Source organism: Mesotoga sp. (genome assembly GCF_035363035.1).
Taxonomy (GTDB): domain Bacteria; phylum Thermotogota; class Thermotogae; order Petrotogales; family Kosmotogaceae; genus Mesotoga.
This window is the reverse complement of the sequence record NZ_DAOSEH010000027.1, coordinates 1-26156: the sequence shown is the minus strand read 5'-3', so window position 1 is coordinate 26156 and position 26156 is coordinate 1. Positions and strand designations below refer to the sequence as shown.

Sequence of the window (26156 nt, the reverse complement as noted above, 5' to 3'; positions counted from 1 at the left end):
TGAGCGCTCTTCTGGAAAGCCTTTCGAAGTATCGTTCGGCTTCGATAAAGGAGAGCATCATCGACCTGATATCGGCCTTTCCCGAGGAGATAGCCGTTCCGGCCCTGAAAAAGCTGCTCGATTCCGACGACAAGTACATCTCCCTGCCCTCGCTGAAGGTTTTTCGCAAGATAAAGGGCTACGACTCGCAGCTCCTGGGACTGGCCGAGAGGCTGATGAACTCCGAGGACGAAGAGTGCAGGTTCTACGGAGCCCAGTATTTGAAGGGTTTACAGGAGCCATCTTCGGTTGAGATCCTTCATCAGGGACTGGAAGATCCTTCCGATAGGGTCAGGGCCCTCTCTCTGGAGGCGCTGGGCAATCTTCTGGATCACTCTATCGAGAACGTGGTGGAGGAGTCGCTGAGATCGACTTCGTCTCGCCTGAAGAAGGCCTCGCTCAGGGCCGTCAAGAAACTCAGGCTCTTCAACTGCGGCGACCTGATCTCCAGACTCTTGAAAAACAAGAAGGAAGAGGCGGCCGTCAGGATGCTGGCAGCCTCCGTCACCGGCTTCCTCAAGCTCGAGGATCTGGCCGGCGATCTCGAATCGGTGATCGTCGATCTCTCCAACGACGGCAGGTTGAGACTTGCCGCCTCCAGGGCCATGGCGAGGATAAATCCGTCGAGGCTGGGAGAGCTTTTCGGTTTCACAGAAGGATAACGCCCAGCAGGGCCGTGAAGGCCGTGGCTGTCAGAAGGATTTCGGGTAGTTTCCATCTCGATACTCGCAAGTGTATCCCTGCGCGACTGGACGATCGGAAATGTATTTGAAGGGCCGCCGCCGTATCCTGCGCCTTTTTCAGCGAGGTGACTATCACGGGTATCACTACCGTGAGCGCGTTCTTCACCTTCTTGAAGAGGCTCCCCTTGTCGAACTCGACACCCCGGACCTTCTGGGCCATTATGACCCTTTCCGTCTGCAGAGATATCAGAGGAATGAAAGTAAGCGTTAGAGAGGCGGCCAGGCCGATTTTAGAGGCCCTGGACTCACCGAGCCCCAGTCTTCTGAGTATCCTCTCGAAACCTGTCGAGATCTCGACGGGCGAGGTGGTGAGTGAAAGCGTTATACCGAAAAGCACCGCGAAGATCACTCTTCCGGACTGTATCAGACCGTTCGCCAGCCCTTCCACGGTAATCCTGACCACCCCGAGGTCGAGCAACACCCTCCCGGGAGTGAAGAGCGATTGAAAGACCACCACCAGCAGGAGAAGAAACCTGATGCCCCAGAGGGTCGACAGGTACTCCCTGAGGGCCACGGCCGACAGAAGATAGACGGCCGTCCAGAGGACTGCGTAGACGAGAAAATCGGCCGGTCCGTCGAGAAAGAGCGAGGAAAAGGCCAGCGCGATGAAGGAAACGATCTTGGCCGAAGGGTCGATGGCGTGGATCGAAGAACCGGTCGAGATATACCGGCCGGCCGGAACCGTTATCAAATCTCTCTCACCCTGTATTTGGCGAAGCTCGTCGGAGTCTCCCAGACGGTCACTTCATATACCCGGCAGTTCTCCCTTTTCAGTTCGGGCGATACTCTCTCGAAGATCCATCTGGCGATATTCTCGGCCGTGGGCTGGGGTATGATCTCGTTTATGTACGAGTGATCGAGCAGATCGATGGCCTTCGAGCGGGCGATGGCTTTGAGCTCCAGGAAATCTACGACCATTCCCTCGCCGTCGGGCTCTCCGACCATTGTGATATGCACTTTATATGTATGCCCGTGTAGCTTTTCACACTTGCCGTGGTAGCTCACGAGGTTGTGAGCGGCGTCGAAAGTGAACTCCTTGGTTACGTAAAACATTTTTCATGCCTCCTTTTGGTCTATTGGAAGAGCGGAAAGAGCCGTCCTTGGAGAACCTGAGGCTAGAGGTAAGAGGCGAGAGGCTGGAAGAGCCGTCCTTCGTCCGTCGGGAAGAGCCGTCCTTCGAAAGATCGGGAGAGCGGTTCATCGTTCCGACGCCGGAGGGAGAGACTGAAGAGATGAGATCCCGTATGAAGCACTACGGGATGACAGTTTTACTCCCTTCAGGTCATCATGGCAATCTCTTAGCCAGGATCTCTACCTTTCCTCCTTCCAGTCATGCCGGACCCCGATCCGGCATCTCGCCCTTACTCACAACTCACAACGCACCACCAACAATCCACCACGCAATAGCCGTTCCTGGTCCGGTAGCATTCGCCCGCCCCTTCAAAAGAGTATAGCATCGAAACGATAACGGCATTTGACCGTCAAATACAACGGATATATAATTTTAGATGGAGGTGGTTGGATGTTTTGGGATCCGACGTTCATAGTACTGATTCCGGCGATTGTTCTGGCGGCCTACGCCCAGTTTCTGGTGAGTTCTCGCTTCTCTCAGTACTCGAAAGTCAGGTCGGCCTTCGGCTATACCGGTTCTCAGCTGGCCAGGAGACTGCTGGACAACGCGGGACTTTTCGATATACATATAGAGAGAGTGAAGGGGAACCTCACCGATCACTACGACTCCAGAAAGAGAGTGGTGAGACTTTCGCAGGCGACTCACGACAGCAGCTCGATCGCCGCTCTTGGCGTCGTCGCACACGAAATAGGCCACGCGATTCAGGATAGGGAGAAGTACGCCCCCCTGGTCGTGAGAAACGCCGTCGTGCCGGTGGCCCAGCTGGGATCGAGCCTCTCCTGGATTCTCTTTGTCATCGGCCTCTTGATGGTCTCTCCCCTGCTGATAAAGGTGGGGATACTCGTCTTCTCGGCCTTCGTGTTTTTCACGCTCGTGACGCTGCCGGTAGAATTCAACGCCAGTTCAAGAGCCAAAAAGCTTCTGGCTTCCATGGGCATGCCCTCGACGGAGCTGAAGGCCGTCGGCTCGGTCCTTGGAGCGGCGGCCATGACTTATGTAGCCTCCACCGCGACCGCGATTCTCCAGCTGTTGAGAATGCTTCTGATCGCAGGGGCTTATGGAAGCAGGGATTGATGCAGACATCACGTTCGATCGCTCTCGAAACGCTTTCCTTTTTCGACAGCAACGGATACATTTCTTCAAAAAAAGTGGATATGGCCATCTCCACTCTTTCTTTCAAGGATCGCGCCTTCTGTTCGAACCTGATTTTCGAGACGCTGAGAAAGCGAATCAGGATAGACTACGAACTTTCGAAGTACCTGAGGAAGCCCCGCGGGTTGCCGGTGTCGGTGTTGAACGCCCTCAGAATGGGGGCCCTTCAGCTCCTCTTTCTCGATGGCGTGCCGCCTTACGCCGCCATTCACTCCACGGTGGAGCTTATAGGCGTCGCCGAGTTCAGGAGGCTCGCCAACGCCGTTCTGCGGAAGCTCTCTCTGAACGGGCTTACTCGAGAGGTACCCGCTCACGTGGAACACTCCCATCCCGAATGGCTCTTCGATCTCTGGAGGGGTATCGAGTACATCACCGATCTCGAAGGCCTGATGGAGTACAACCAGACGCCCCCATCGGAGACGTATTATTCGAAGGGCGGCGAGAGGGACATGCTCGAGAACGGCTACGTCTTCGAAAAGAGCGAGTTTTCCGATCTCTTCGTGGTTTTTCAAAAGGGCGGACCGACCGATGGAATCGAAAGGCGGGACGAGATGGAGTTCATATTGGAAAGACTCGGCCTCCCGATTTTCAAGTACCCGGGCAGCCAGACGGCCCGGCTCAACTCCAGGCCGTGGCTCTTCCATACACTAAGCAGAGAAAACCTTGCCAGGAGCGCAGAAAAGATCAGGGCGTCAATTGTCGGGAAGCTCAAAGAATCACCTTTTGAGGAATTCATTTATTACTCGCACTCGCTGAGCCTGGAAGAGAACACCTCGCTGGTCGGAGGGATACCCGGTTACGCCGCCAGGCAGATGGGGACGTTTCTGAAAGATTCCGGGATAGAGGGACGTTTCGACGGCCACGGCTACTGGCTGCTACCCGATTCATCGCCGCTCCCCGGTTATCTCTGCCTTCTCGGGAGGATCAAATGATAGACTTGCTTTCGACAGGACTCAACCAATTGAGGGATTTGATGGGCCGGCTGGGCGAGGGGTCCTTCAGGGCCAACCAGATCTTCGACTGGGTTTACAGAAAGAAGGTCACCGACTTCGATTCGATGACGAACCTTTCGAAGGCGCTGCGCACGAAGCTGCGGGAAGAGATGTATTTCCCGCGCATGGAAGTCGTCGACAAACAGGTTTCGTCCGACGGCACCGAGAAGTTCCTCTGGCGCCTTCACGACGGCGAGTACATCGAGTCGGTGCTCTTGAGACATCCCGAACACTGCACTTTTTGCATCTCCTCGCAGGTGGGATGCGCGCTGGGGTGCTCCTTCTGCGCCACGGGGGCCGGCGGCTTCACCAGGAATCTTTCGCCCGGCGAGATAGTGGGACAGGTCCTTCTGATGGAGAGAGAGCTCGGCTCGCAGGTAGATAACATAGTCTTCATGGGGATGGGCGAGCCCTTTCTCAACGAGGAGAGCCTGTACGCCTCGATCGATATCCTGCACGAACCGGCCGGAAGGAACCTGGGTATAAGGCACTTCACGGTATCCACCGCCGGTCTCCCGGAGGGAATTATGAGGCTGGCCGACTCGGGCAGGGATCTCAGGCTGTCGGTTTCCCTGCACAGCTGCGACGACCGGACCAGAAGTCATCTGATGCCTGTGAACAGAAGATTCTCGCTCTCGGCTCTCAGGGTTTCTCTGGATTATTACCAGAGAAAGACCGGAAACCGGTTGACTTTCGAGTACGCGCTGGTGAAGGGAGTGAACGACTCGAAAGAAGACGTGGAGAGGCTCGTGAAATACCTCGAGGGACTGAAGGCCTTCGTCAACGTCATTCCGGTGAATCCGGTCGATAGTGACCATGAAAGGCCGGACGAAAAAACGATAGACGAGTTCGTGAAAGCCATAAAATCGAAGGGAATCGAGGCGGCCTTGAGATACGAACGCGGGACCGACATCGCCGCCGCCTGCGGTCAGTTGAGACGGCAGAAAGGGGGAAGGGCTTGGAAAGAAGAAGGGGAATAGTAGTCAGGTTCGGAAGCAGCAATATGGAAGTGGTCGATCAAACGTCGGGCGGCAGGGTTCTCTGCTCGATGCCTGGCAAGTTCAGGGCGCAGGGAATCAGGCCGATCGTGGGAGACATGGTCGAATATTCGCTCTCGAGCGCGGGGCAGGGCAGAATAGAGGCGATACTTCCCAGAAAGAGCGAGTTGTTGAGACCGAGAATTTCCAACATAGAGCAGATAATCCTCGTGCTCTCTCTAAGAGAGCCGGAAGTTCAAAATTTCATAACCGATCGTTTCCTGGTCATGTCGAGCATTGCGAAGATTCCGGTCGTGGTGGTCGTCAACAAGATAGACCTCCTTGAGGGGGAGGAGCTTTCGAAGTTCACCGGCATTTATGGCGAATACCACGAGATAATTCCCGTCTCCTCGAAGAAGAGGATCAACATAGAGCAGATGCGCGAGGTGTTGAAGGGCAAGATAAGCGCGATGGCCGGCATGTCGGGCGTGGGCAAGAGCAGCCTTTTGAACACTCTCAATCCCGGCCTGCAGCTGAGAGTCTCGGAACTGTCCCGGACTCTCGAGAAGGGACGGCACACCACCTCCTACGCCGAGCTCCTCCAGTTCGATTTCGGCGGACTGATAGCCGATACGCCGGGCTTTGCCAACCTGGAACTGCCGCCACTGGAAGTGGAGGATTTGCAGAATCACTTTCCCGAGCTGGCGCAGGAGAGGGGAATGTGCGCCTTTTCCGATTGCGTACATATAGACGAGCCGGGCTGTTATGTCAAGGAGCTGCTTAAAGCCGGGGATATATCCGAAAGCAGGTACGACAGTTACTTTAGAATGACCAGAGAGCTGAAAGAAATCGAAGGAGGAAGAAAATAATGGCCAAAATATCGCCTTCGATTCTGGCCGCGGACCTTTCGAACCTTTCCAGAGAGGTGAGAAAGGTTATCGGCGCCGATCTGCTCCATGTGGACGTTATGGACGGGGTCTTCGTTCCGAACATCACCTTCGGCACTCCGATCATGGAGGCGCTCGGCAGGATCGACCACCCGCCGCTGGACGTCCACCTTATGATCGAAGACCCGGGGAAGTTCATCGCCGAGTACGTACAGCTCGGCGCGAGAAACCTGCACGTGCATGTCGAAGGTAACCCCCATCTTCACAGACTCATAACTTCTATAAAGGATCTGGGGGCTTCGCCCTTCGTCGTTATCAATCCGGCGACCCCCGTTCAGGCGCTCGAGGAGATACTACCCTTCGTCGACGGGGTGCTGGTCATGACCGTCAACCCGGGATTCACCGGCCAGAAGTTCATACCCGGGGCCTCCTTGAAGATAGACCGGCTGCATCGTTTGAGAGACGAGCTGGGTTACTCCTACGAAATAGCCGTCGACGGGGGCGTGAGCCTCTCGAATGCCGGAGAACTCGTAGAGCGGGGCGCCGACATCCTCATCATGGGGGCCGCCGTCTTCAGGGCCGCTTCGCCTTCGAAGGTGGTCGAGAAGATCAGGGAGTTGAAGAGATGAGGCTGTACCTTGTGAGCGGAAATCGCCATAAATTCCAGGAGATTGAGCGGCTGCTGCCGGAGGGCTTCGATCTGGATCTTATAACTTCGATTATTCCGGGAAAGTCTGTTGCGGAAGACGCCGGCACTTTTTATGGAAATGCTCTGAAGAAGATCGAAGCGTACAGAAATAGCGGTGTGTATCTCCTTTCAGATGATTCCGGCCTCGTGATAGACTCCTTAGGCGGTTTTCCGGGCGTCAATTCCGCGAGGTTCATGGAAGGAGCCTCCTACCGCGATAAAATGCAGGAGATACTCGCCCGTATGAAAGGAGAAAAAAAGAGAACTGCGAGATTCATCTGCGCAGCTCTCTTCTACGATTGCTCCAGCGGTAGCCTTCTGGGAGCTGAAGGCAGCGTGGAGGGAAGGATAGCCCCTGGCATTTCGGGAACGGAAGGTTTTGGTTATGATCCCATTTTTATTCCCGACGGGTACGACAAAACCTTCGGCGAACTTGGATGCGAAGTGAAAAACCGACTTTCGCACAGGGCCATAGCTTTCAAGAAACTCTTTTCACTGGTTTGCCTTTATAACGGGCAAGGATGAAAAGCACGATGCCGGCGACAAACAGGACCACGGACACGACTTTTGCCGTTCTCAGCTCCGTCTGACCTATGTAAAGGCTGTCCAGCCTCAGTCCCTCGACGAAGAACCTGATTGTCGAGTAAAGTATCATGTACAGCGCGGTTACCTCGCCATAATTTCTTCTCTTTTCGAGATACCAGTAAAGAAAAGCGAAAATGGCGATGTTTGCCAGACTCTCGTACAGAAAGGTTGGGTGGAAGTACTCGAACTTCGAATAACCGGGCATTCTGTACTGTTCTGGCACGAACATCTTCCAGGGCAGATCTGTCGGACTGCCGTAGGCTTCGTAGTTCATGAAGTTACCCCACCTGCCGATGGCCTGGGCCAGGGGAAGGACAGCTGTAAAAAGGTCCGTTACCTGAAAGAAGTTGAGTTGAGCCTTCTTTCTCAACTTCACATATAAAAAGGCTACCAACAACGCGGCGAAGAAGGCTCCATGTATCGCAAGGCCTCCGTCCCAGGTTCTGAATATACTCCAGAAGTCGCCCCTGTAAAACTCGAAATTGAAGGCCACGTAATAGAGCCGCGCTCCCATGACTCCGAAGATTATCCCGAGAAAGATCCCTTCTATTATGTGTTCCTCTTTTATTCCTTCTTTAAAGGCCTTTCTCCTGGCAAGAAGATAGGCGGTGATTATCGCGGCGGCTATCAACACCCCGTACCATCTTATCGTGAATGGGCCGAGATTCTCGACAATAATCGGGTTCAGTATCAAATCGCCCCTGAAAACGGCCTTGAGGAAAAAGAACATGACCACTGCAACCGCTATCAAAATTGACGATATTACGATCTTCTTTTTCATAACTCCACCCCCAAAAGATGGTTTCCATCCAGGAGGGAAGGGTCGAAGACCTCTTCCCCGCGGACGGAATCGGTTTGTTTTTACTCTTTTTCTTTTTGCTCGGACTGTTCCGGGGCCTCTTTCTTTGGCTCTATCTCAACGACTTTAGCCCTTTCAACCACTATATCCAGGACTTTGTTTCTAAGAATCGTCGATGTCAGGTCCTCTCTGATATCCTCTCTGGATTTGATCATCTCGCGGGCTCTATCGGCCGACATTCCCCAGTAAGAAGACATCTCTTCGGAGTAGGATACAAGTTCATCCTCTTCCACTTTGAGCCCCTCTATTCTGGCCATCTCCTCGATGAATCTGTTCTTCTTCACTTCATTGATTATCCCCGTCCTGAATTCTTCTACGAGTTTTTCCAGGCTTTCTGCCTGCTTAAGATACCCGTCGTAGCTCTTGTCCTTTTTCGAGTTCTCGATCGCCCTCTGGACGAAAAACCCGATCGTGGATTCTGCTATCTCGATTTCCACAAGATCGTCTATTTTATCCATAGCCTGTTGACGAAGGAAGTCCTTTTTCCAGCCGGCGAAGGATTTCACTCCCTCTTCCTCGATCTTCTTCTTCAGTTCATCGAGGGTCGATAGATCGGGATCGACCGTTCGGGCAAATTCATCGTCGATCTCAGGTAGGCTCTTCTTGAAGACTTCGTTAAGCTCTATGCTGTAAAAATACTCGTTGTCCGATCCTTCGAAAGTCCTGTTGAACTGAATAGTATCACCCCTGGAATGACCGATCAGGTTTTTCACCATCGGCCTGTCGTCCTCCGCAGTGATCTGAACCTCCTGGACCTTCTTGTCGGCGATCTTCTTCCCGTCTTTAATTATGGAGTACTCGATCTTTGCCATGTCTCCGATTTCGACCGGGCCGTCTTTCGGTTCGATGATCGCGTGTTCGTTCCGCAACTCTTCAAGCCTGTTGCTGACATAGTTGGCGACCACCTCGTCTCTTTTTGGTATCATCAGTTCGAGCTCACCGAAATCCTTTATCTTCAATTCGGGCTCTCTGTGGAGTTCAACCTCTATCGAAGCGACATCTCCTTCTCGCTTCTGGCTGACTATGGACGCGGGAATATAGAGCTTCTCCTCCTTGATCTCTTTTTCTATGGTATCGGAAAGGTTCTCGAGAACCATTTCATCGAAACTCTCGTCGAGGAAGTTTCTCACGATACTTACAGGGACCTTGCCCTTTCTGAATCCCGGTATCGAATAGTGCTGGTTCACGTATTTCACAACTTCGCCCTCCGCCTTTTCGACTTCCTCGGGCGTGAAGTAGAAGATGAATTTCTCGATGTTCTTCTCCTTCTTCAAAAAATTCTTTTCCACTTATCTTTCCCTCCATTCAGATTGTTACTTGCTGTCCAATTATACTTATCCATTCCGATGGCACGGTTAAACTGATGTTATTATTGACCGGCTCAAATCTCCACCACCTCGTATGATCGATTGACAGGGTCGAGCAGGACCACGGTAGATCTTCCCGTGAGGTATCCACAGCTCTCCCCTGGATTCAAAATCAATCTGTCGCCCTCCTTGCTCGTATCGATTCTGTGGGTATGACCGTAGAATATGTAATCGGCCATGATGGTGCCGTTCAGGCCGAAAGGCTCATGCATCATCACCACTTTCTTGCCTTCCAGCCACAGAGAAACGGGGCCCGTTCCGATCGAAGATCCAAGAAGATTCTTCAGACCAATCCTTTCGCCGTCGTTGTTTCCAAAAACGACATAGAGCGTACCTTTGTATCTCAACAGTTCCCTCGCGGTGAAGGGAGAGACCAGGTCGCCGCAGTGGAAAACGACGGAGACTCCCCTTTCGATGGCGAGATCGATCGCTCTGGAAACCTTCGGTACATTGTCGTGAGAGTCGGACATTATCATCCACATTTGCGCACCTCTATCTAAAAGATCAATATATCATTGCAAAGTCCTGGAGTATCGAATACAATTATAACTGCACAACTGTCGAACAACAAAGAGTTTCTGTTCAGTCACCTGGAGGGTCTTTTGAGCGCTGGAAAACTTGCGATTCGTTTCTCTACGGGCGGTCTTCTGAGGTTTCTGTCCCATCAGGAGACGGCGACGGCTATCGAGAGGTTGATCCGCAGATCGTCGATCCCCGTTTCCTTCACCCAGGGCTTTCATCCGAGAATGAAGATCAGCTACTCGCCAGCCGTTCCCACTGGCGTGGGCAGTCTGGCCAATTACGTGTTGCTGGACTGCGACGATAGGGTGGATGGCGTTCTGGAACTTCTGAAAGCACATTCGGTTTTCACCTTGAGAGCCCTGGGAGCGTGGTACCTGCCGGTGGATATAAAGATCGACGATTTTCTGGATTCCTACAGGTTTTCGCTGAGTCTTCCCGCAGAACGCTTCGAGCCGTCCCGCTTCGACCCGCAGCTGACTGTGGTGAAAAAGACCAAGAACGGGCAGCGCTCTTTCAGGGCCGGAGAAGTTTTTCAAAACCTGACGGTAACAACTCTAAAAACCTGTCATATGGTAGAATATTTCCAGCCAACGGAAAGGCCGGTACCATCGGAAGAATTGCTGAAGATCGTATCGCGAGAGGGAACCGCTTCTAACGAAGGGGTATTTGTTTATGTAAAAGAAGGTTACTTCAAGAATAGAGCTACGACTAATATTCTGGATGAAATAGGAGGGATTTGAAATGTCCGGTCACAACAAATGGGCGAATATCAAGCACAGAAAAGGTGCTCAGGATGCCAAGAGATCCAAAGTTTTCACCAAGATAATCAGAGAATTGATGGTTTCTGCCAGGGAAGGGGGCTCTGACCCCAACACGAACACGGCCCTCAGGACGGCCATTGAAAAGGCCAGGACGGCCAACATGCCGAAAGACACGATGGAAAAGGCCATCAAGAAGGGCGCCGGAGAGATGGAGGGACAGTCGTTCTCGGAAGCGCTCTACGAAGGTTACGCCCCCGGCGGAGTGGCGCTCCTGATAAGGTGTCTGACCGACAACAAGAACAGGACGGCCCAGGAGATAAGACACACGCTTTCCAAATACGGCGGCACCATGGCCGAGAGCGGTGCGGTTGCCTGGATGTTCGAAAGAAAGGGCCTCATCACGGTCTCCAAAGAGCAGATCTCGGACCTTGAAGAGTTCCAGCTTCTCGCGATAGAGGCCGGCGCGGAGGATATAAAGGACGATATCGACCCCATCGAGATCGTCACCTCTCCGGATGCCGCCTCGAACGTCAAGACCGCCCTCGAAGAGAACGGCTACACTCTCTCTTACGAGTTGAACTATATCCCCAGCAACAGTCTCAAGGTATCGGGCTCGGAGGCCGGCAGGCTTTTGAAGCTTCTGGATATTCTCGAGGATAACGACGACGTTCAGGAAGTCTACGACAACTCCGATATAGACGAATCGGAAATGGAAGCGCTGGCAGAAGAGATTGGTTAAGATCGATGGCCCCGGGTGAGGGCGGAACTATCTGGAGTGGTTTTATTGCTTTCAATATTTGGTATGTCTCTGGCACTGATAATCGATCAGGTAACCAAGTACTTAGTAGAGAAGAACATGACGTATTTTCAGAGGATAGATCTGATCGGTGAGATTTTCGGTCTCAGGTATGTCAAGAACACGGGAGTCGCTTTCGGACTTTTCAGCAGCCAGGAGCCGCTGGTTCTCGTTTCCGTCGCGGTCTCGCTGGTCATAGCGATAGTCGTGTTATCTGTGGTCTTCGCTTCGAAACTGTCCCGGTTCGAGACTTTCCTGGTCGGTGTAATCGTCGGCGGGGCGATCGGCAACAACCTGATAGACAGGTTGAGGCTCGGGCATGTCGTGGATTTTCTCGAGCTCAGAGGCTTTCCGGCGATCTTCAACGCTGCCGATAGCTGCATAGTCGTTGGAGCGATCCTGCTGCTCGTATCGATGTATCGAAGGGAAAGACGTGATTCACGAAATACTGGTGACTAACCGGGAGAACGGTTGGCGCCTCGATAAACTGGTTTCTGAGAAAGCTCCTCCATGGATATCTCGTACGGCCATTCAACGCCAGATAAAAGATTGCAAGGTCTTTGTCGACAGGGTCTCGAAGAAACCCGGCTACAGGGTCAAATCCGGAGAATCGATAACCTTTGAGCTTCCCGACAGGCCCGAGGCGATGTCGATAGAGGCGGAAGATTTGCCGCTGAAAATAATCTACGAAGATAGAGATATCGTAGTGGTGAACAAAGATCCGGGGGTTATCGTACACCCGCTGCCGCGCAGGCAATCGGGGACGCTGGTGAACGCTCTTTTGAACCACTGTGTGGATCTTCAGGGGATCGGAGGCGTGATGAGACCGGGAATAGTTCACAGGCTCGACAAGGATACCAGCGGTGTGATAGTCGTCGCCAAGAACGATCTTTCTCACATCGCCCTCTCGGCGCAGTTCAAAAACCGCGAAACATCGAAGGACTATCTCGCGATAGTGAGGGGAAAGACTCCGCCGACGGGGAAGGTGGCTTTCTCGATCTCCCGACACCCAGTCAACAGGTTGAAAATGAGAGTGAGCGAGGACGGGAAGGAATCGCTGACTTACTTCAAAACGCTGGCGACCTTCGGCGGGGAGGCTTCGCTGGTTATGACCAGCCCGAGAACGGGGAGAACCCACCAGATAAGGCTGCATATGAAGGAGATAGGCCACCCTCTCCTGGGTGACGCCATGTACGGCAGGGCGAGGGAGGATACGATATACGGAGTGGAGCGCCAGATGCTTCACGCCGCGAGGTTGACCCTGTTCCATCCCAGATCTTCGAAAAAGATGACTTTCATAGCGCCCTTGCCCGAGGACATGAAAAAGGTTCTGGTGAACCTGTCGGTGATGGCGAGATGAAGACGGCCTTCATAGTTACCCCTTACGATCTCTACCAGTCCGTTCTGCTCCCGGAAGAGACGGCACGCGAGCTGGAGAGAAACGGCTACGAAAGATGCGTCGTAATCGACCGGACCCTGGCCTCTTTCGTGAAGTGGTCGAAGGTGCTGGCCCGGCATTCGATAACGGCCCTCCCGGGAATCAGAGAGGGCGAGTCTTACCTGGTCGCCAGAAACGGGGAAGGGTTTCGCGAACTTATCGCCGGCTCTAAAAGCGAATCGCCTAACCTCATCAGGTTCGAAGGCCGGCCGAAGAATCTCGATCCCTCCTCGCCCAATCCGATCTGGGAGACGCGCTACCTGAGCCGGGATCGAAAGAAGTTCGAGATCTACTCGTCCCTCAAGGGAGTCGATCTTGACGGCGACTACTCGCTGCCGGACGAAGAGAGATACGCGACCCTCCGGAACGGTATCGAAAGAGAGTCGAACCTGCCAGAGAGCTTCCCGCTCCAGCCTTACACGCAGACTTTCCCCGAGAAGATTTCGCCGGAGGACTTCAGAGCGCTTCTCTCCGGCAAACTTTCCGACAGGAGCGGCGAGGAGAAGTATCTATCTCGGCTGGAGAGAGAAGTATCGGTCATCTGTCTCAAGGGGATCCAGGATTACTTCATGACCGTGTCGAGAATAGTGTCGCTGGCACGGGAGATCGGTTGCTGGATAGGCCCGGGGAGGGGCTCGGCCGCCGGTTCCCTGGCGAGTTATCTTCTGGGCGTAACTAAAGTCGATCCCGTGGAGGAAGGACTCTATTTCGAAAGGTTTTTGAGCGTAAAAAGAGACGATCCGCCCGACATAGACATAGACGTCGAAGACCGCATGAGACAGGAGCTTCTCCTGAAACTGAGGGACTTCTTCGGCGACGATCGCTTCTGTTTGATAAGGACCACCTCGACTTTCGGCTTCAAAGGCGCGGCCCGCGAGATCGGCAGAGAGCTGGGGATAGATGAAACCAGGGTTTCGCGCCTCATAGACTGGAGCAACGACGGGAAGAGGTTCCCCCGCTCTTTCGAGAGAGACGGGGAGATGAGAAGGCTCTTCGATTTATCGCGCGAGCTGGTGGGCTTTTATTCGGGTTTTTCGATCCATGCCGCCGGCGTGCTCCTGAGCGACGTTCCGCTGAATACGATGATTCCCCTCGAGAGGGAGGGGGAGTTCCAGGTCTCGCTCTGGGATATGGAGTCGCTTCAGGCGATGGGGTTGCAGAAGATAGATATACTGGGACTGCGCAACCTGACGCTCCTGAAGAGACTCACACAGGGCAAGGAGCCCTGGGAGTACGGCACGTCGAACAGAAAGACATACGAGGTGTTGAAGAAAGGCTACACGACGGGCATTTTTCAACTTGAAAGCCCCTTCGCCACCAGGATAGTCAAATCCATGGACCTCTCCTCGATAAACGATGTTTCCATAGCCATCGCCCTCAACCGCCCCGGTCCGATAAAATCCGGCGTGGCCGATAGATACATGAAATTGAACAGGGTTCCCGGCGAGCTGGAGAGAGTGAGGAGCAGGGACTCGATACTCTCGGAAACGAACGGCTTTCTCGTCTATCAGGAGCAGTTGCTGAGCATAGCCGGCAAGGAACTGGCCCTGAGCCTCGACGACGGCGAACTTCTGAGAAGGGCTCTCTCGAAAAAGGACGCCGAAAAGGTCGATCAGATATTGAACCGGGCCGCCGGGTTCAACAGCCTCCCGGACGAGAAAAGAAGAAGGGTTTACTCCTTCCTGATGAACTTCGCCGGTTACGCCTTCAACAAGTCGCACAGTCTCTGCTACGCCCTGATCTCTTACTGGCTGGCCTACTTCAAGGCCAACCGTCCCGGCCGCTTCTACGGAGAGGTCGTCAGAGAGGTCTCCGGCCACAACCTTTCCAGGCTCGTGGCCGAGTTGCGCGACAGCGGGATAGAGATCTCGACACGGGGAGAGCCCGCTCGAGAGAACGTGGAGTTATCCCTTTCCATACCATCTTCGCTGGGATACGGCGAGTTGCCGGCGAGGCCCGAAGAGGAGAGCTTCTTCTCTTTCGTCAGGACACACAGAAGAAAGCTGCAGGCCAAGGATCTCGAGCGGCTGATAAAGAGCGGGTATTTCGATCTTTACGGAAACCGCAAAGAGCTCCTCCGACAGATCAACAACGCGCTGACGGGTATGGCCCCGGAGTTGAAGTCTATCAGATCGGTCTTCGGCTTCAAAGAAGAAGTGCAGGAAAAGAAGGAGTACGACACCGATATGGAGAGGGCGCTGATGGAGATAGAAGCGCTGGGGTTCAACTTGACCTTCATCAAAGGGCCTGAAATTTCAGATGAGATTGCCGACACAAGCGTGACGGCAGCCCTGGCGAGACTGCAAACGGGGCTGGCGACTTTCAGAAGGGTAGATTATATGGGTAGGAGCTATATAACCGATGGGAGGACCTTCATAGAGGTCAACGATTCGCTCCCGATTCATGGATACGTAGTTTTCAAGGACGGCAAACCTTCGGTGTGGAAGGAAAGCGTCAGGGAAGTCTCGAGGATCGTGCACGGGAGTGTCGACAGAGACTTCATAGTAGAGGCGTCGCCCGGGGAGAGCGTAATTATCAAGGTGAAAGGAAAGACCCGCCTTATCCAGGGCGCACGGCTCAGAACGCTGGAACCCGATGAAATACTTTTGAAGTGAACCGGGAGGAAATTGATGCAGATCGTTTTTGTAAGACACGGCACCACCGCATGGAACAAAGAGAAAAGATGGCAGGGGAGTTCCGACGTGCCGCTTTCCGATGTCGGTCGCGCCCAGGCCAGGGTCACGGCCAGGTATCTCCTCGAACAGTTCGAAGTTCCGGAGGCGATCTACACCAGCGATCTGTCGAGGGCGCTGGAGACTTCGGGGTTTATCGCCGGAGAGTTCGGCAAAGAGCCCATCGCCACACCGTTACTGAGAGAGGCCCACATCGGTCTCTGGAGCGGTGTCGAAATCGAGGAGTCTTTCAAGACTCACGGCAGGTTGATTCAGAAGTGGCGCAGCGACCCCTGGGCAGATATGCCAGAAACGGAATCTCTGGGCGAATTGCAGAGGCGCTCGGTCGGTTTTCTGAAATACGTCGAGGGGCTCTATAAAGACGGCCAGTCCATAATAGTCGTCTCGCACGCCCTTTTCATAAAGAGCGTACTCTGTTATGTTCTGGGCATGCCGCTTCAGAACAACTACAGTTTCAATCTCGACAACTGCTCGATATCGACCATACGCGCCGGTGAAGGCGGAACGGGCTGGAGGCTCTTCGAACTCAACATCCACCGCCATCTTGCGCAAGTGCGGTGATCTGAATGAAGATAAAGGTTAACTTCCTTCCCGTCGAACTCTCCGGAGAGGTGGACCTGGCCGTCGTCGTCGATGTCCTGAGGGCGACGAGCACCATCGTCACCGCACTCCATGCGGGAGCGAGCCGGGTGATGCCGGTGGAGACGGTTGAAGAGGCCTTCGCAACGAAGCGGAGAGAGCCCCGGGTTCTTCTGGCCGGCGAAAGGGGCGGTCACATGATACCAAGATTCGATCTGGGAAACTCGCCCCTGGACTTCACGGAGGAACTGGTGAGGGGCAGGGAGATAGTCATGACGACGACCAACGGAACTCCGGCCGCCCTGCGTTCCAAGGGGGCCGGAAAGATAGTGGCCGCCTCCTTTCTCAACCTCGCCAGGGTTATCGAAGAGATCGGAAATGAACCGGGAATGGCTGCGATTCAATGCGCCGGGTCAGGAGGCCAATTCTCTATGGAGGATGTGCTCCTGGCAGGCGCCGCCGCTTCGGTTTTCGAGGATCGTCTCCTGGACGACGCTTCCAGAGCGGCCGTGTTTCTCTTCAGGAGCGCAAACGTTCCTCTGGACAGATTCCTTGTAGACCACTGCGAACACGCTAAAAAACTCTCCTCCATCGGTTATTTCGAAGATGTGGCATTTTGTGCTAAAATCAACATGTACGATTTGCTACCCGTCTGGCGGGAGAATGGATTCGTGCGGGGGTAGTCCATGGATCAGATATCTAACGTTCTTTTCATAATTGCGATGGGTGCCTTTTTTCTGTCGGTTATTTTTTTCGAGATCGGCACGAAGAAGGTGCGTAAACCAAAGGGTGAATTAAAGCCTCAGGATTACAGGCTGTACGACAAGAAAGGCTGGATTTCCCTCCTGGTTGCCGGCAGTTTTCTGGGTCTTTCGTTACTCTTTGCGATAGTTTTTTAGGTCTAGGGGGTTGATTTTATGGAAACCAAGCTCGCGGTTGATGAAATAGTTTCAAAGTTACCGGGTGTGCACGGCGCACGCATCGTCAACGATGAAGACGGCGAAATGGTCGAAATCCACGTGCTCGCAGATATTTCCAAACCGGCGAAGCAACTGGTGCGAGACATTGAAACTGCCATCTTTGCAGCCTCTGGAGTTAAGATCGACAGGAAAATAGTATCCATAGCGCAGATAGCGCTGGATACCGAAGAGAAAAAGACTTCCGCAACGGACGGCTTCACCAAAGAAGATTCGCAGGGATACTCCTTCCAGTTACAAAGTCTCGAAACGAAGGCCACCAACAAAAAACTGGACATCACGGTCACTCTGGACCACTACGGAAAAGAGCTTCAGGGGACCTCGGTCGTCGATTTAGGTGATGACGAAAAGTACATGGCCGTGGTTGAAGCGACGGTGACTGCCATCAGGGACGAAATACCAGGCTTCAGGGTGGAGTTCATAGAGAAGTTGATGTACGGCATGAACGAAATCGTCATGGCCGTCGGTTCTTCCCTGGTGAACGGCAAGAGAAAGAAAGAAGCCGGTGCAAGGCTCTGTAAAAAAGATAGCCTGAACGATTTCGCAATGGTTGTACTTGAAATCGTAAATAAAATCTGATCTTTCAACCATATACAAGTATTTATTATGGAGGTGCTCCAATGGAGTTATCACGCTTAGTTTCTTCGGTTACTCCTTCTGCTACTCTGGAATTCAATAAAAAGGCACTGGAACTGGCAAAAGCGGGCGAGAACGTGGTCAAATTCACGGCCGGTGAACCTGATTTTCCGACTCCCAGACCGATAATCGACGCCGCCATACTCGCTTTGAACGAAGGAAAAACCAAGTACACTAACGCGACGGGTATTGATGAGTTGAGAAAGAGGATCTCTTTGAAACTTAAAATCGACAACGGACTAGACTACTCGGCCGATGAGATCGTAGTCGCCAATGGCGGGAAGCAGGCTATTTACAACGTTCTTAAGGCCATTATGAATCCCGACGACGAGATAGTTATAATCTCGCCGGCCTGGGTGAGCTACGAAGCCCAGATAAGACTCTGTGGTGGAAAGCCAGTGATCGTAGAGTCGAGAATAGAGAACGGCTTCGTACCGGAAATAGCCGAAATAGAGAAGGTGCTCACTTCAAAAACCAAAGGTATCATTATAAATTCGCCGAACAACCCGACAGGCGCCATATATCCGGAAAGCTTCCTCAGGGAACTGGCCGCGCTAAGCATTGAACGGGATTTTCTAGTCATATCCGACGAGGTGTATGAAAAGCTTGTTTTCGATGCTCCGCATTTTTCTATAGGTTCTGTGCCTGGAATGAAAGAGAGAACGGCCGTTATAAACGCCTTCTCGAAGACCTATGCGATGACTGGCTGGAGGGTCGGTTATTCGGCCACTTCTTTGAAACTGGCGAAGGCTGTTGGAAAGATACAGAGTCATCTGGTCTCGAACGTGAACACGATGGCCCAGTACGCCGCACTGAAGGCCTTCGAAGTCGATACTTCCGATATGGTGAAGACCTTCAAGGAACGGAGGGATTTCGTCGTTTCTAGGCTGAACGCCATGAACATGGTTTTTAACAACCCTTCCGGGGCCTTCTATGTTTTTATAGATGTTCGACCTTACCTTGGGGGTAGATTCAAGGACTCGCAGGAGTTTGCTATAGGATTACTGGAAGAGAAGAAAGTTGGAATGGTTCCAGGTAGCGCTTTCATTTACGAAGGCTTCGTTAGGATGTCGTACTCCAGCTCCATGGAAGATCTAAAGGAGGGGCTTGACAGGTTCGAGGCTTTTCTAAGGGAAGGGAAGCGCTGATCACCTGCCGGCCCAGTCGAGTCCCCATCTGAATGATTCCGTTACGAACCGGACGCTTTCGAAAGTCGAAGAGGAGAGGTCGTCGAGCATTCTGTGCAGGGCATCCCTGAAGGCCGGTTGGGTATTGCCGGAACGGATCTCCATGAGACACTCCACCGTGGCAGCGAATTGGTCGGCCGCTCTTACTAGTTCCCCTTCGGTTGTGGCGAAAGGATCGAGCATTCGTGATTTGAGCTCTTTGACAAGTTCATCTGGCATACCGCGGAGCAAGTTACCGCTGACCATTTGCTCCTCGACCTGGGATATCACCTCTTCGAATCCAGGGACCTTCTTTTTCGTCGGAGTGATTATATCCCCGGTCATGCTCTCCGGTATGTCGTGCAGGAGGGCGCGCTTTATGACTTCCACCGGGTCGATTTTCCCCCCATTCTCTATCTCCATGCTGGATAGAATGTAGGATGTGAGAGTGACGTAGAAGGAATGACCCGCGACGGTTGTGGGAACGTTCCTGTTGAGCCTGTTCCATCTGACCGCGCGCAAAAGGACCACCAGGGCGTCGGAGTATCGCTTAATCCAGTCGGAATTTGCTATTAGACTGTAGGGTTGGAAATCCTTGAAATTCTCAAGTCTCTTTTCAAGATCCTTGAGGGGTCTGGCAAAGAAATCCGGGAAGTATCTGCCGTGTATTTCGGCCTCCAGCATTGCCGAAAGCAGATCACCCGTTTGAATTATGCGGCCTTCGATCGAAGAGTCCTTCGTGTCGACCATGGAGACGAAGAACTCTCCCCTTCTTTTAGAGGGGAAGTACTGTACGACCTCTTCGACAGTTTTGGAGAAGACGGCGGTCCATTTTTCCGGAGACAGGGATTTTATAAGTATCTTCGTATCGACCGAGATATCCGAGAGAAGACACTTGGGCAGTTCTTTGAGAACCAGCCGCTGGAAGAGCTTGTTCTTGTCGAGCTTCAACCCGTGGAGGGCCGACATTTCCGACATCAACAGGCAGTACTGTGCCGACACAAAGGCGTTTTCCGCCTCGTTGGTTCTGACGAGCGTTGGCATGTTGTTCCATCTGTACATCGTAAAGAGATTCGTTGCAAGCTCAAGGAGTTTTACATAACCATGAAACACCGTTATTCCCCCAATCGAGAGTATACTGGATTGTTCAATTATAAGTTAAAGATGACGGAAACTGATAAAAATTCCGGGTAATTGAAGAGAGGCGAGAAGAGTGAACATCGAAAAATGGATGAACAGGACTTACCCCATTTTCAAAGAAAGCGAGTTGTTGGGAAGTGTTCTCGAAAAAGTTAGGGAGTACGGGTTATCTACGATAATAACGACGACTCAGAATGGAAGGCTCTCAGGCATAGTTTCAGTAGATGAAATAGATAGCGAAGACTACACGAAAGAACTGGCCGAGATAGTCAGGGAGCCGGCCTTCTATTGCACCGAATCAGACTTCATAGAAGACGCGGCGCTGATGTTGATCGAAAGCCACGATTATCTATTGCCGGTCGTCGATGAAGAATTTGTCGTGACGGGTGTAATTAGCGTTTTCGAGATTCTCGAAGGTCTCATGGAGTTCACCGCCATGGACAAACCCGGTGCGAGGATCTCGATCTGTATGGTGGATAAACCCGGTGCGCTGAGAGATGTGGTGGACTTTTTGGCCGAAAAGGAGATCAACATTCTCTCGATAATCACTGCCTCCGGCGATAGCGAAGGAACCAAAAGGGTAGTGATAAGGACGGACGAGACAGATATTCAGTACATAGCCGGAATACTCGAGGAGAACGGTATATCCTTCGAGACTATAAGCGAAGAGGAGGGTTTCGGTGCCTGACTTTCTTAAGTACATATTTCTTGGATTTTTGCAGGGTGCGACGGAGTTTCTCCCAGTTTCTTCATCGGGTCATCTGACGATCTTCTCGCGTTTTTTAAATGTCCCTCTGAATGAGGAATCTAAAGCGGCTTTCTTCACAGTTCTTCACCTCGCCACTTTTTTTGCCGTTCTGGTTTTCACGTACCGCGACATCTGGTTGATCCTTTCGAAATTGGCCGACAGAAAAGACAGAAAGAACTCGCTGAGATATATACTCCTGCTTCTGGTGGCCACGATTCCGGCCGTGGTTTTCGGTTTTTTCTTCGAAGAAAAGATAGAGGTTCTATTCTCGGACGCGTGGCTCGCCTCGGTTATGCTGTTCGTGACGGCTTTGGTATTACTCATCTCCGACAGTTTCAAGGGCAAGAGAAGGGTTCTGCAAATCTCTATAGCGGGTGCGCTTTCGATTGGACTTTTCCAGGCCATAGCAATCGTACCAGGCATCTCAAGAAGCGGCATGACTATCTTCGGCGCTTTACTCATAGGTCTGACCAGAAGCGAAGCGGTCAGGTTTTCATTCCTGCTGAGCCTGCCTGTCACTCTGGGAGCAGGCATTCTGAAACTGTCCAATGTCGATCTTCCTCTTACAACGTTGCTACCGGCGGCGACAATTGCCTTCGTTACAGGGTTGTTCGGTCTATGGTTGGTGAAACTGCTCGTACTCAAGGGAAGACTGAGATTCTTCGGTATTTACTGTATAATTATTGGTACAGTGGGTTTGATTATTCTGGGAGTGATGTGATTTGGACTTACATCTCCTCTTTCCCGGTAGCACCCTCTATGTACCGGGAATGATGGATGCCTCAAATAGTAGCTGTTCATTACTTATAGAAGATAATAGAAAAGTGCTGGTCGATCCCGGCGGATTTCCCTCAATGAAGATCCTCGAGGAAAAGCTATCGATGTTCGGCCTTTCTCCAGAAGACATAACCGATATCCTTCTCACGCATCTACATCTGGACCACGCGTTCAACACGATTTTCTTTTCTCGCGCAACTGTCTATCTCCACGAGAGCTACTCCAGCAGGAATTACACCTCCTTCGGACCGCTGGTCGGGAAGATGTACCGAACGGTCATTGATTCCTGGAATAACGTGGTTACCGTTTCCGACGGGGACACGGTCCTCGGAGGCGTGAAGGTCCTCGGTTCGCCCTATCATTCCAGGGACCACGTATCGTACTTCTTGAATTCGACCAACTTTGGAAGGGTTTTCATCTGTGGAGACGTCTGCATAAGGCAGATAAATTATCATGAAATGCGCAAGGGAATGAGAGACGACGACGCGGCGGCCTTCGTTTTGAAGTATTTCGACGAAGCCGACACGGTTATCTTCTCTCACGATTTGCCGCTTTTCAAGAGGTGAATGTATGAGAGTACTTTTCGTTTCGTATGAAGTTTATCCTCTGGCAAAAGTGGGAGGACTCGCCGATGTGGCGGGATCTCTTCCCAAAGCCTTGAAGGAACTGGGACTGGATATAGACGTGCTGATGCCTTTTCACGGCTCGGTACAGAATAGAGGAATAGAGAACACCGGCAGGACTGTAAAAACCAGGTTCGTCAAAAAGGAATACGAATTCGAGCTTCACAGAACTAAATTACCCTCCAGCGAGGTGGACCTTTACCTTCTCAAGAACGACGAACTCATGAACGCTCCGGAAGTTTACAACGTGAGCGACCTTGGACTTCAGGCCATGGCCTTTTCCGACGCCGCTTCCGTGTTCGCCTCAGAAGGCGGTTACGATCTCGTGCATCTGAACGACTGGCACACCGGACTGATGGCCGTCTATCTCGACCAGATCGGAAAGCCGATTAGAACACTGATATCCGTACACAATCTGGCTTACCAGGGAGTGTACCCCGAAAACTATCTACGCATCTCGGGGATAGAGAGAGACAGGTGGGGGATGGTCTCCTCGGGCGACAACATCAACTGCCTCAAGGCCGGGCTGATAGCTTCCGATATGATCAACACGGTATCGCCGACCTACGCCAGAGAGATACAGACAAGCGAGTACGGCGCCGGGCTCGACGGGGTGTTGAGAGAGAGAAAAGACGATCTGATCGGTATTTTGAACGGCATAGATTCAACCGAGTACGACCCGGCGAAGGACAGACATCTCTGGGTCAACTTCGATTCTAAAAATGTCGAAGGCAAAGCTATCAACAAAGGGCATTTGCAGGATTTTGTCGGCCTGCCGCGCACGGACAACGCCGTGATAGGCCTTATATCAAGACTCGTCGACCAGAAGGGACTGGACCTGATAGCCGCGATCAAAGAGGATTTGATGGAACTGCCTCTCCAGCTAATAGTGCTGGGTACGGGCGAGAAGAAGTACGAAGGGATGTTTGAAAGACTGCAGGTTGAGTGCCCCGATAAAATTGCGGCGAAGATAACCTTCAACCTGGACCTGGCCCAGAAGATCTACGGTGGCTGCGACATGTTCCTGATGCCCTCGAGATACGAACCCTGCGGGCTCGGCCAGCTTTTCGCCATGAGATACGGAACGGTGCCCGTGGTACGTCTCACCGGTGGTCTCGCCGATACGGTGAAGGAGTTCGATCCATCGAGTTTCGAGGGAAACGGCTTTGGATTCTACGATTACAGTCCCGAAGAGCTTCTCGAGACTCTGAAAAAGGCTATAAAGGCTTACGAAGATCAGCGGACCTGGAGCAGGATCGTCTCCAACGCTATGGAGGAAGACTTCTCCTGGAAAGCCTCGGCCAGGAACTATCTGGCAGTTTACGAGAAGATTCTGGAGGTCAAAGGCGATGCCTGAACTCAGAAAAGATCCGATAATAAGACGCTGGGTGATAATAGCCACGGAGAGGGCGAGAAGGCCCCACGATTTCATAAACTCCAAAGAAAAAGCCGAAACCACCTTCTGTCCCTTCGATTACGGCAATGAACACACGACTCCGCCGGAGGTCATGGCCTTCAGGCCGGCCGATACCGAGAAGGACAGCCCGGGCTGGTGGGTCAGAGTCGTCCAGAACAAGTTCCCGGCCCTCGATCCCGGTGTGGAGCCGGAGAGATTCGGTCACGGTATGTACGATGTGATAAAGGGTTTTGGAGGCCACGAGGTCATCGTCGAGACGCCCGATCACAACGCCACGCTGGCAACGCTCTCCTACCAGCAGGTGAAAGAAGTAATCTGGGCTTACAAAGAGCGTTTCAGATCTCTCGAGAAAGACGAGAGGATCAAGTACATTCTGATCTTCAAAAACCACGGAAGAGAGGCCGGCGCTTCTCTGGCGCATTCGCACAGCCAGCTGATAGCCACGCCCATAGTGCCCAAGCGAGTCAGCGAAGAGATCGCCGGATCGATAGATTATTACAGCTTCAGGGAGAGGTGTGTCTACTGCGATATGGTGAATCAGGAACGGCTCGAAGGAACCAGGGTCGTCGAAGAGAACAGAGATTTCATAGCCTTTGAACCCTTCGCCGCCAGATTTCCCTTCGAGACCTGGATAGTTCCGAAAGTCCACAACCACAATTTCGGCGAAATAACGTCCGGAGAGATAGACGGTTTCGCCTTCATCCTGAAGAACACGTTGCTCAGAATACATAAGTCCCTCGACAACCCGCCTTACAACTTCATGCTGCACACGGGTATCAGGGGCGGTAAGGATATGACTCACTATCACTGGCATCTTGAGATAGTGCCGCGCCTTACGAGGGTGGCGGGATTCGAGTGGGGCTCGGGTTTTTATATAAATCCAATGCCCCCGGAACATGCGGCGATGTATTTGAGAGAAGTCAAGATCGACGGGGAGGGATGAACTTGGAGACCAGAGTTAGCGCGGAGCTTTTACGGCATCTAGAGAGCCTTTCGAAACTCGAGCTGGAAGAAGGAGAAAGAACCGGTCTCAAGAGGGATATCGAAGAGATTCTACAGTACATGACTCTGCTCGATGACCTCGACCTGAGCGTGGACGAGATGGTATCTCCGGTGGAGATAGATCTCGAGCCCAGACCCGACGAGGTTCAACCCTTCGAACACAACGAAAAGATAACTGAGAATTTCCCGGAGAAGTCCGGACCGTACATAACCATTCCCAGAATCTATAAATTTGATGAGTAGGGAACTTGGAAGGCAGTTCGAAGAGCTCGCCTGCGCCTACCTGAAAAACACGGGATACAGGATAGTCGCCAGGAACGTTTCCTACAGGTTCGGAGAACTCGATATAGTGGCCTACGATGGCAGAGTCCTGGTTTTCGTTGAAGTCAAAGGCGGAAATGGCTTCTCCCCGCCCAGGTACAGGGTGGACGAGAGGAAGTTGAGACATCTCGAGATGGCGGCCAACAGGTTCATAGCGCAGGAAAGGCCGAAATTCGACGAAATCCGCCTCGATGTGGTTGAAGTGCTGAACACAGGAGAGATAAATCATATAAAAAGTGTCGGAAGGTGGTAGGAAGTATGAGAGATAATCTGGCGATAGAAAGGGAGTACAGTAGATGGCTTGAACATTCTTCCGGTGAGTTGCTCGGCGAACTTGAAAGCCTCTCGGCCGGAGAGGTGATCGAGCGGTTCGCCATGGATCTGGAATTCGGTACCGGCGGAATGAGGGGCAAGCTCGGCGCCGGGACCAACATGATGAACTCGAAGACCGTTGCGAGGGCTACGCTGGGTTTTGGAAAGTGGATACTCGAAACAGGCAAACCATCGGTCGTCATAGCCTACGATACGAGGAACAAATCGCTGGAGTTCGCTGAAGTGGCAGCCGATGTACTATCTTCGATGGGAATAAGGGTTTACCTCTTCAACGAACCGACACCGACTCCCGTTCTCAGTTACGCCGTAAGGGAACTCAAAGCGGGCGGGGGCATTGTGATCACGGCGAGCCACAACCCTTCTCAGTACAACGGATACAAAGTCTACACTTCCGATGGAACGCAGGCCGTTCCCGAACCTGCCGCGAGGATAACCGAGAGGGTAAACGAGTCGGATTACTTCGAAGAGTATGCCCCCAGGAAGGAACTTATCGAGATCGCTCCGGAAAATATACTTTTAGGTTTCATGAAAACCGTTGAAAATAAAGTGAAATCTTTGTGCAACAATTATGAGAATATGCGTCTGGTATACACTCCTCTACATGGTACCGGCAACTATCCGGTGTACAGAGTGCTGTCTGATCTCGGCCACGAAGTCTTCCGCGTCGAGGAACAGTCGACGCCCGACGGTAGTTTTCCAACGGTCGGCTATCCCAATCCCGAGGATCCGCGTGCCTTCGAAATGGCCCTGTATTTGGCGCGTGAACGCAACTGCGACATGATAATAGCTACCGATCCCGACTGCGA

32 protein-coding genes are annotated in these 26156 nt (G+C 52.5%); 26 read left to right on the top strand and 6 right to left on the bottom strand.

Features of this window, described 5'->3' with window-relative positions:
• A partial coding sequence (locus tag PKX57_RS06035) for a HEAT repeat domain-containing protein (protein WP_472416398.1) occupies positions 1-701 on the top strand: 701 nt, incomplete at its 5' end.
• Here PKX57_RS06035 and PKX57_RS06030 read toward each other — a convergent pair.
• Positions 688-1473, bottom strand: a complete 786-nt coding sequence (locus PKX57_RS06030) for an energy-coupling factor transporter transmembrane component T family protein (protein ID WP_472416396.1) — start codon at positions 1471-1473, stop codon at positions 688-690. The genes PKX57_RS06035 and PKX57_RS06030 overlap by 14 nt on opposite strands.
• Positions 1470-1835: a 6-carboxytetrahydropterin synthase QueD gene (queD, locus tag PKX57_RS06025; RefSeq protein ID WP_213920503.1), complete on the bottom strand. Its 366-nt coding sequence runs from the start codon at positions 1833-1835 to the stop codon at positions 1470-1472. The genes PKX57_RS06030 and queD overlap by 4 nt, the downstream gene beginning before the upstream one ends.
• A gap of 47 nt (positions 1836-1882) precedes the next feature.
• On the opposite strand from queD, the gene PKX57_RS06020 reads away from it, so the two are divergent.
• The 7 genes from PKX57_RS06020 to PKX57_RS05990 all read left to right on the top strand — a co-directional run bounded on the left by PKX57_RS06020 (position 1883) and on the right by PKX57_RS05990 (position 7135).
• A complete protein-coding gene (locus PKX57_RS06020) occupies positions 1883-2236 on the top strand; it encodes a hypothetical protein (protein ID WP_472416394.1) in 354 nt (117 codons plus the stop codon).
• A gap of 68 nt (positions 2237-2304) precedes the next feature.
• On the top strand, positions 2305-2988 hold the full coding sequence (locus PKX57_RS06015; protein WP_214047520.1) for a zinc metallopeptidase: 684 nt from the start codon (positions 2305-2307) through the stop codon (positions 2986-2988).
• Positions 2988-3998 carry a transcription antitermination factor NusB gene (locus tag PKX57_RS06010; RefSeq protein WP_472416392.1) on the top strand — a complete coding sequence of 337 codons (1011 nt, stop codon included), beginning with the start codon at positions 2988-2990 and terminating at the stop codon, positions 3996-3998. The genes PKX57_RS06015 and PKX57_RS06010 overlap by 1 nt, the downstream gene beginning before the upstream one ends.
• Complete coding sequence (rlmN, locus tag PKX57_RS06005) at positions 3995-5038, top strand: dual-specificity RNA methyltransferase RlmN (protein WP_472416391.1); 1044 nt, start codon at positions 3995-3997, stop codon at positions 5036-5038. Before PKX57_RS06010 ends, rlmN begins: the two co-directional genes overlap by 4 nt.
• Positions 5017-5904, top strand: coding sequence for a ribosome small subunit-dependent GTPase A (gene rsgA, locus PKX57_RS06000; RefSeq protein ID WP_213920227.1), 888 nt, complete (start codon positions 5017-5019; stop codon positions 5902-5904). The genes rlmN and rsgA overlap by 22 nt, the downstream gene beginning before the upstream one ends.
• Positions 5904-6551, top strand: coding sequence for a ribulose-phosphate 3-epimerase (rpe, locus tag PKX57_RS05995; RefSeq protein WP_214050254.1), 648 nt, complete (start codon positions 5904-5906; stop codon positions 6549-6551). The genes rsgA and rpe overlap by 1 nt, the downstream gene beginning before the upstream one ends.
• Entirely contained in the window at positions 6548-7135 is a 588-nt protein-coding gene (locus PKX57_RS05990) for a non-canonical purine NTP pyrophosphatase (protein ID WP_472416389.1), read from the top strand. The genes rpe and PKX57_RS05990 overlap by 4 nt, the downstream gene beginning before the upstream one ends.
• Here the strand turns inward: PKX57_RS05990 and lgt are convergent.
• From lgt to PKX57_RS05975, 3 genes are all read right to left on the bottom strand, one after another.
• Positions 7089-7976 carry a prolipoprotein diacylglyceryl transferase gene (lgt, locus tag PKX57_RS05985; protein ID WP_169698275.1) on the bottom strand — a complete coding sequence of 296 codons (888 nt, stop codon included), beginning with the start codon at positions 7974-7976 and terminating at the stop codon, positions 7089-7091. The two genes, PKX57_RS05990 and lgt, sit on opposite strands and share 47 nt — an antisense overlap.
• Before the next feature lie 80 nt (positions 7977-8056).
• The gene (tig, locus tag PKX57_RS05980) at positions 8057-9343 is read right to left on the bottom strand and encodes a trigger factor (RefSeq protein ID WP_169698274.1); all 1287 of its coding nucleotides are present in this window, start codon (positions 9341-9343) and stop codon (positions 8057-8059) included.
• Positions 9344-9435: 92 nt separating this feature from the next.
• The gene (locus tag PKX57_RS05975) at positions 9436-9903 is read right to left on the bottom strand and encodes a metallophosphoesterase (RefSeq protein ID WP_169698273.1); all 468 of its coding nucleotides are present in this window, start codon (positions 9901-9903) and stop codon (positions 9436-9438) included.
• 120 nt (positions 9904-10023) lie between these two features.
• Between PKX57_RS05975 and PKX57_RS05970 the strand changes: the two genes are divergently transcribed.
• Genes PKX57_RS05970 through aspC form a run of 10 tightly spaced genes read left to right on the top strand, consistent with a single transcriptional unit; the run spans position 10024 to position 18971 of the window.
• Positions 10024-10683 (top strand): TIGR03936 family radical SAM-associated protein, encoded by a 660-nt coding sequence (locus tag PKX57_RS05970; RefSeq protein WP_472416387.1) that lies wholly within the window; start codon positions 10024-10026, stop codon positions 10681-10683.
• A 1-nt stretch (position 10684) separates the two neighbouring features.
• The gene (locus PKX57_RS05965; protein ID WP_213920221.1) at positions 10685-11443 is read left to right on the top strand and encodes a YebC/PmpR family DNA-binding transcriptional regulator; all 759 of its coding nucleotides are present in this window, start codon (positions 10685-10687) and stop codon (positions 11441-11443) included.
• Positions 11444-11488: 45 nt separating this feature from the next.
• Complete coding sequence (gene lspA / locus PKX57_RS05960; RefSeq protein ID WP_213920220.1) at positions 11489-11959, top strand: signal peptidase II; 471 nt, start codon at positions 11489-11491, stop codon at positions 11957-11959.
• Positions 11934-12860: an RluA family pseudouridine synthase gene (locus PKX57_RS05955; protein WP_214048703.1), complete on the top strand. Its 927-nt coding sequence runs from the start codon at positions 11934-11936 to the stop codon at positions 12858-12860. The genes lspA and PKX57_RS05955 overlap by 26 nt, the downstream gene beginning before the upstream one ends.
• On the top strand, positions 12857-15553 hold the full coding sequence (locus tag PKX57_RS05950; protein WP_472416385.1) for a DNA polymerase III subunit alpha: 2697 nt from the start codon (positions 12857-12859) through the stop codon (positions 15551-15553). The genes PKX57_RS05955 and PKX57_RS05950 overlap by 4 nt, the downstream gene beginning before the upstream one ends.
• 15 nt (positions 15554-15568) lie before the next feature.
• Entirely contained in the window at positions 15569-16192 is a 624-nt protein-coding gene (locus tag PKX57_RS05945; protein WP_472416383.1) for a histidine phosphatase family protein, read from the top strand.
• Positions 16193-16197: 5 nt separating this feature from the next.
• Positions 16198-16893 carry a 2-phosphosulfolactate phosphatase gene (locus PKX57_RS05940; RefSeq protein WP_472416381.1) on the top strand — a complete coding sequence of 232 codons (696 nt, stop codon included), beginning with the start codon at positions 16198-16200 and terminating at the stop codon, positions 16891-16893.
• A 3-nt stretch (positions 16894-16896) separates the two neighbouring features.
• Positions 16897-17109 (top strand): hypothetical protein, encoded by a 213-nt coding sequence (locus PKX57_RS05935; protein WP_472416380.1) that lies wholly within the window; start codon positions 16897-16899, stop codon positions 17107-17109.
• A gap of 18 nt (positions 17110-17127) precedes the next feature.
• Positions 17128-17766 (top strand): hypothetical protein, encoded by a 639-nt coding sequence (locus PKX57_RS05930; RefSeq protein WP_169698264.1) that lies wholly within the window; start codon positions 17128-17130, stop codon positions 17764-17766.
• Positions 17767-17807: 41 nt separating this feature from the next.
• Positions 17808-18971: an aspartate aminotransferase gene (gene aspC, locus PKX57_RS05925; protein WP_169698263.1), complete on the top strand. Its 1164-nt coding sequence runs from the start codon at positions 17808-17810 to the stop codon at positions 18969-18971.
• Here the strand turns inward: aspC and PKX57_RS05920 are convergent, their stop codons facing one another.
• Positions 18972-20102: an HD domain-containing protein gene (locus PKX57_RS05920; protein ID WP_169698262.1), complete on the bottom strand. Its 1131-nt coding sequence runs from the start codon at positions 20100-20102 to the stop codon at positions 18972-18974. It abuts the gene before it with no gap.
• Positions 20103-20202: 100 nt separating this feature from the next.
• Between PKX57_RS05920 and PKX57_RS05915 the strand changes: the two genes are divergently transcribed.
• The 8 genes from PKX57_RS05915 to PKX57_RS05880 form a co-directional block, all read left to right on the top strand.
• The gene (locus PKX57_RS05915) at positions 20203-20817 is read left to right on the top strand and encodes a CBS domain-containing protein (RefSeq protein ID WP_169698261.1); all 615 of its coding nucleotides are present in this window, start codon (positions 20203-20205) and stop codon (positions 20815-20817) included.
• The gene (locus PKX57_RS05910; protein WP_169698260.1) at positions 20810-21598 is read left to right on the top strand and encodes an undecaprenyl-diphosphate phosphatase; all 789 of its coding nucleotides are present in this window, start codon (positions 20810-20812) and stop codon (positions 21596-21598) included. The genes PKX57_RS05915 and PKX57_RS05910 overlap by 8 nt, the downstream gene beginning before the upstream one ends.
• Before the next feature lies 1 nt (position 21599).
• A complete protein-coding gene (locus PKX57_RS05905; RefSeq protein ID WP_213921723.1) occupies positions 21600-22220 on the top strand; it encodes an MBL fold metallo-hydrolase in 621 nt (206 codons plus the stop codon).
• A 4-nt stretch (positions 22221-22224) separates the two neighbouring features.
• A complete protein-coding gene (locus PKX57_RS05900; RefSeq protein WP_213921722.1) occupies positions 22225-23634 on the top strand; it encodes a glycogen/starch synthase in 1410 nt (469 codons plus the stop codon).
• Complete coding sequence (gene galT / locus PKX57_RS05895) at positions 23627-24637, top strand: galactose-1-phosphate uridylyltransferase (protein ID WP_213921721.1); 1011 nt, start codon at positions 23627-23629, stop codon at positions 24635-24637. Before PKX57_RS05900 ends, galT begins: the two co-directional genes overlap by 8 nt.
• Positions 24634-24939 carry an Asp-tRNA(Asn)/Glu-tRNA(Gln) amidotransferase subunit GatC gene (gene gatC / locus PKX57_RS05890; protein WP_213921720.1) on the top strand — a complete coding sequence of 102 codons (306 nt, stop codon included), beginning with the start codon at positions 24634-24636 and terminating at the stop codon, positions 24937-24939. The genes galT and gatC overlap by 4 nt, the downstream gene beginning before the upstream one ends.
• A complete protein-coding gene (locus tag PKX57_RS05885) occupies positions 24932-25270 on the top strand; it encodes a YraN family protein (protein ID WP_213921719.1) in 339 nt (112 codons plus the stop codon). Before gatC ends, PKX57_RS05885 begins: the two co-directional genes overlap by 8 nt.
• A gap of 5 nt (positions 25271-25275) precedes the next feature.
• Positions 25276-26156: phosphohexomutase domain-containing protein (locus PKX57_RS05880; protein WP_472416378.1), on the top strand; the 881-nt coding region annotated here is incomplete at its 3' end.

Bases quoted from the DNA above. Each gene is read 5' to 3' on its own strand.
- gatC (WP_213921720.1), top strand. From the start codon at position 24,634: ATGAACTTGGAGACCAGAGTTAGCGCGGAGCTTTTACGGCATCTAGAG.
- PKX57_RS05975 (WP_169698273.1), bottom strand. From the start codon at position 9,903: ATGTGGATGATAATGTCCGACTCTCACGACAATGTACCGAAGGTTTCC.
- PKX57_RS05900 (WP_213921722.1), top strand. From the start codon at position 22,225: ATGAGAGTACTTTTCGTTTCGTATGAAGTTTATCCTCTGGCAAAAGTG.
- lgt (WP_169698275.1), bottom strand. From the start codon at position 7,976: ATGAAAAAGAAGATCGTAATATCGTCAATTTTGATAGCGGTTGCAGTG.
- PKX57_RS05930 (WP_169698264.1), top strand. From the start codon at position 17,128: ATGGAAACCAAGCTCGCGGTTGATGAAATAGTTTCAAAGTTACCGGGT.
- PKX57_RS05965 (WP_213920221.1), top strand. From the start codon at position 10,685: ATGTCCGGTCACAACAAATGGGCGAATATCAAGCACAGAAAAGGTGCT.
- PKX57_RS05885 (WP_213921719.1), top strand. From the start codon at position 24,932: ATGAGTAGGGAACTTGGAAGGCAGTTCGAAGAGCTCGCCTGCGCCTAC.
- PKX57_RS05950 (WP_472416385.1), top strand. From the start codon at position 12,857: ATGAAGACGGCCTTCATAGTTACCCCTTACGATCTCTACCAGTCCGTT.
- PKX57_RS05945 (WP_472416383.1), top strand. From the start codon at position 15,569: ATGCAGATCGTTTTTGTAAGACACGGCACCACCGCATGGAACAAAGAG.
- queD (WP_213920503.1), bottom strand. From the start codon at position 1,835: ATGTTTTACGTAACCAAGGAGTTCACTTTCGACGCCGCTCACAACCTC.
- PKX57_RS05940 (WP_472416381.1), top strand. From the start codon at position 16,198: ATGAAGATAAAGGTTAACTTCCTTCCCGTCGAACTCTCCGGAGAGGTG.
- PKX57_RS06010 (WP_472416392.1), top strand. From the start codon at position 2,988: ATGCAGACATCACGTTCGATCGCTCTCGAAACGCTTTCCTTTTTCGAC.
- rpe (WP_214050254.1), top strand. From the start codon at position 5,904: ATGGCCAAAATATCGCCTTCGATTCTGGCCGCGGACCTTTCGAACCTT.
- galT (WP_213921721.1), top strand. From the start codon at position 23,627: ATGCCTGAACTCAGAAAAGATCCGATAATAAGACGCTGGGTGATAATA.
- rlmN (WP_472416391.1), top strand. From the start codon at position 3,995: ATGATAGACTTGCTTTCGACAGGACTCAACCAATTGAGGGATTTGATG.
- PKX57_RS05935 (WP_472416380.1), top strand. From the start codon at position 16,897: ATGGATCAGATATCTAACGTTCTTTTCATAATTGCGATGGGTGCCTTT.
- aspC (WP_169698263.1), top strand. From the start codon at position 17,808: ATGGAGTTATCACGCTTAGTTTCTTCGGTTACTCCTTCTGCTACTCTG.
- PKX57_RS06015 (WP_214047520.1), top strand. From the start codon at position 2,305: ATGTTTTGGGATCCGACGTTCATAGTACTGATTCCGGCGATTGTTCTG.
- PKX57_RS05990 (WP_472416389.1), top strand. From the start codon at position 6,548: ATGAGGCTGTACCTTGTGAGCGGAAATCGCCATAAATTCCAGGAGATT.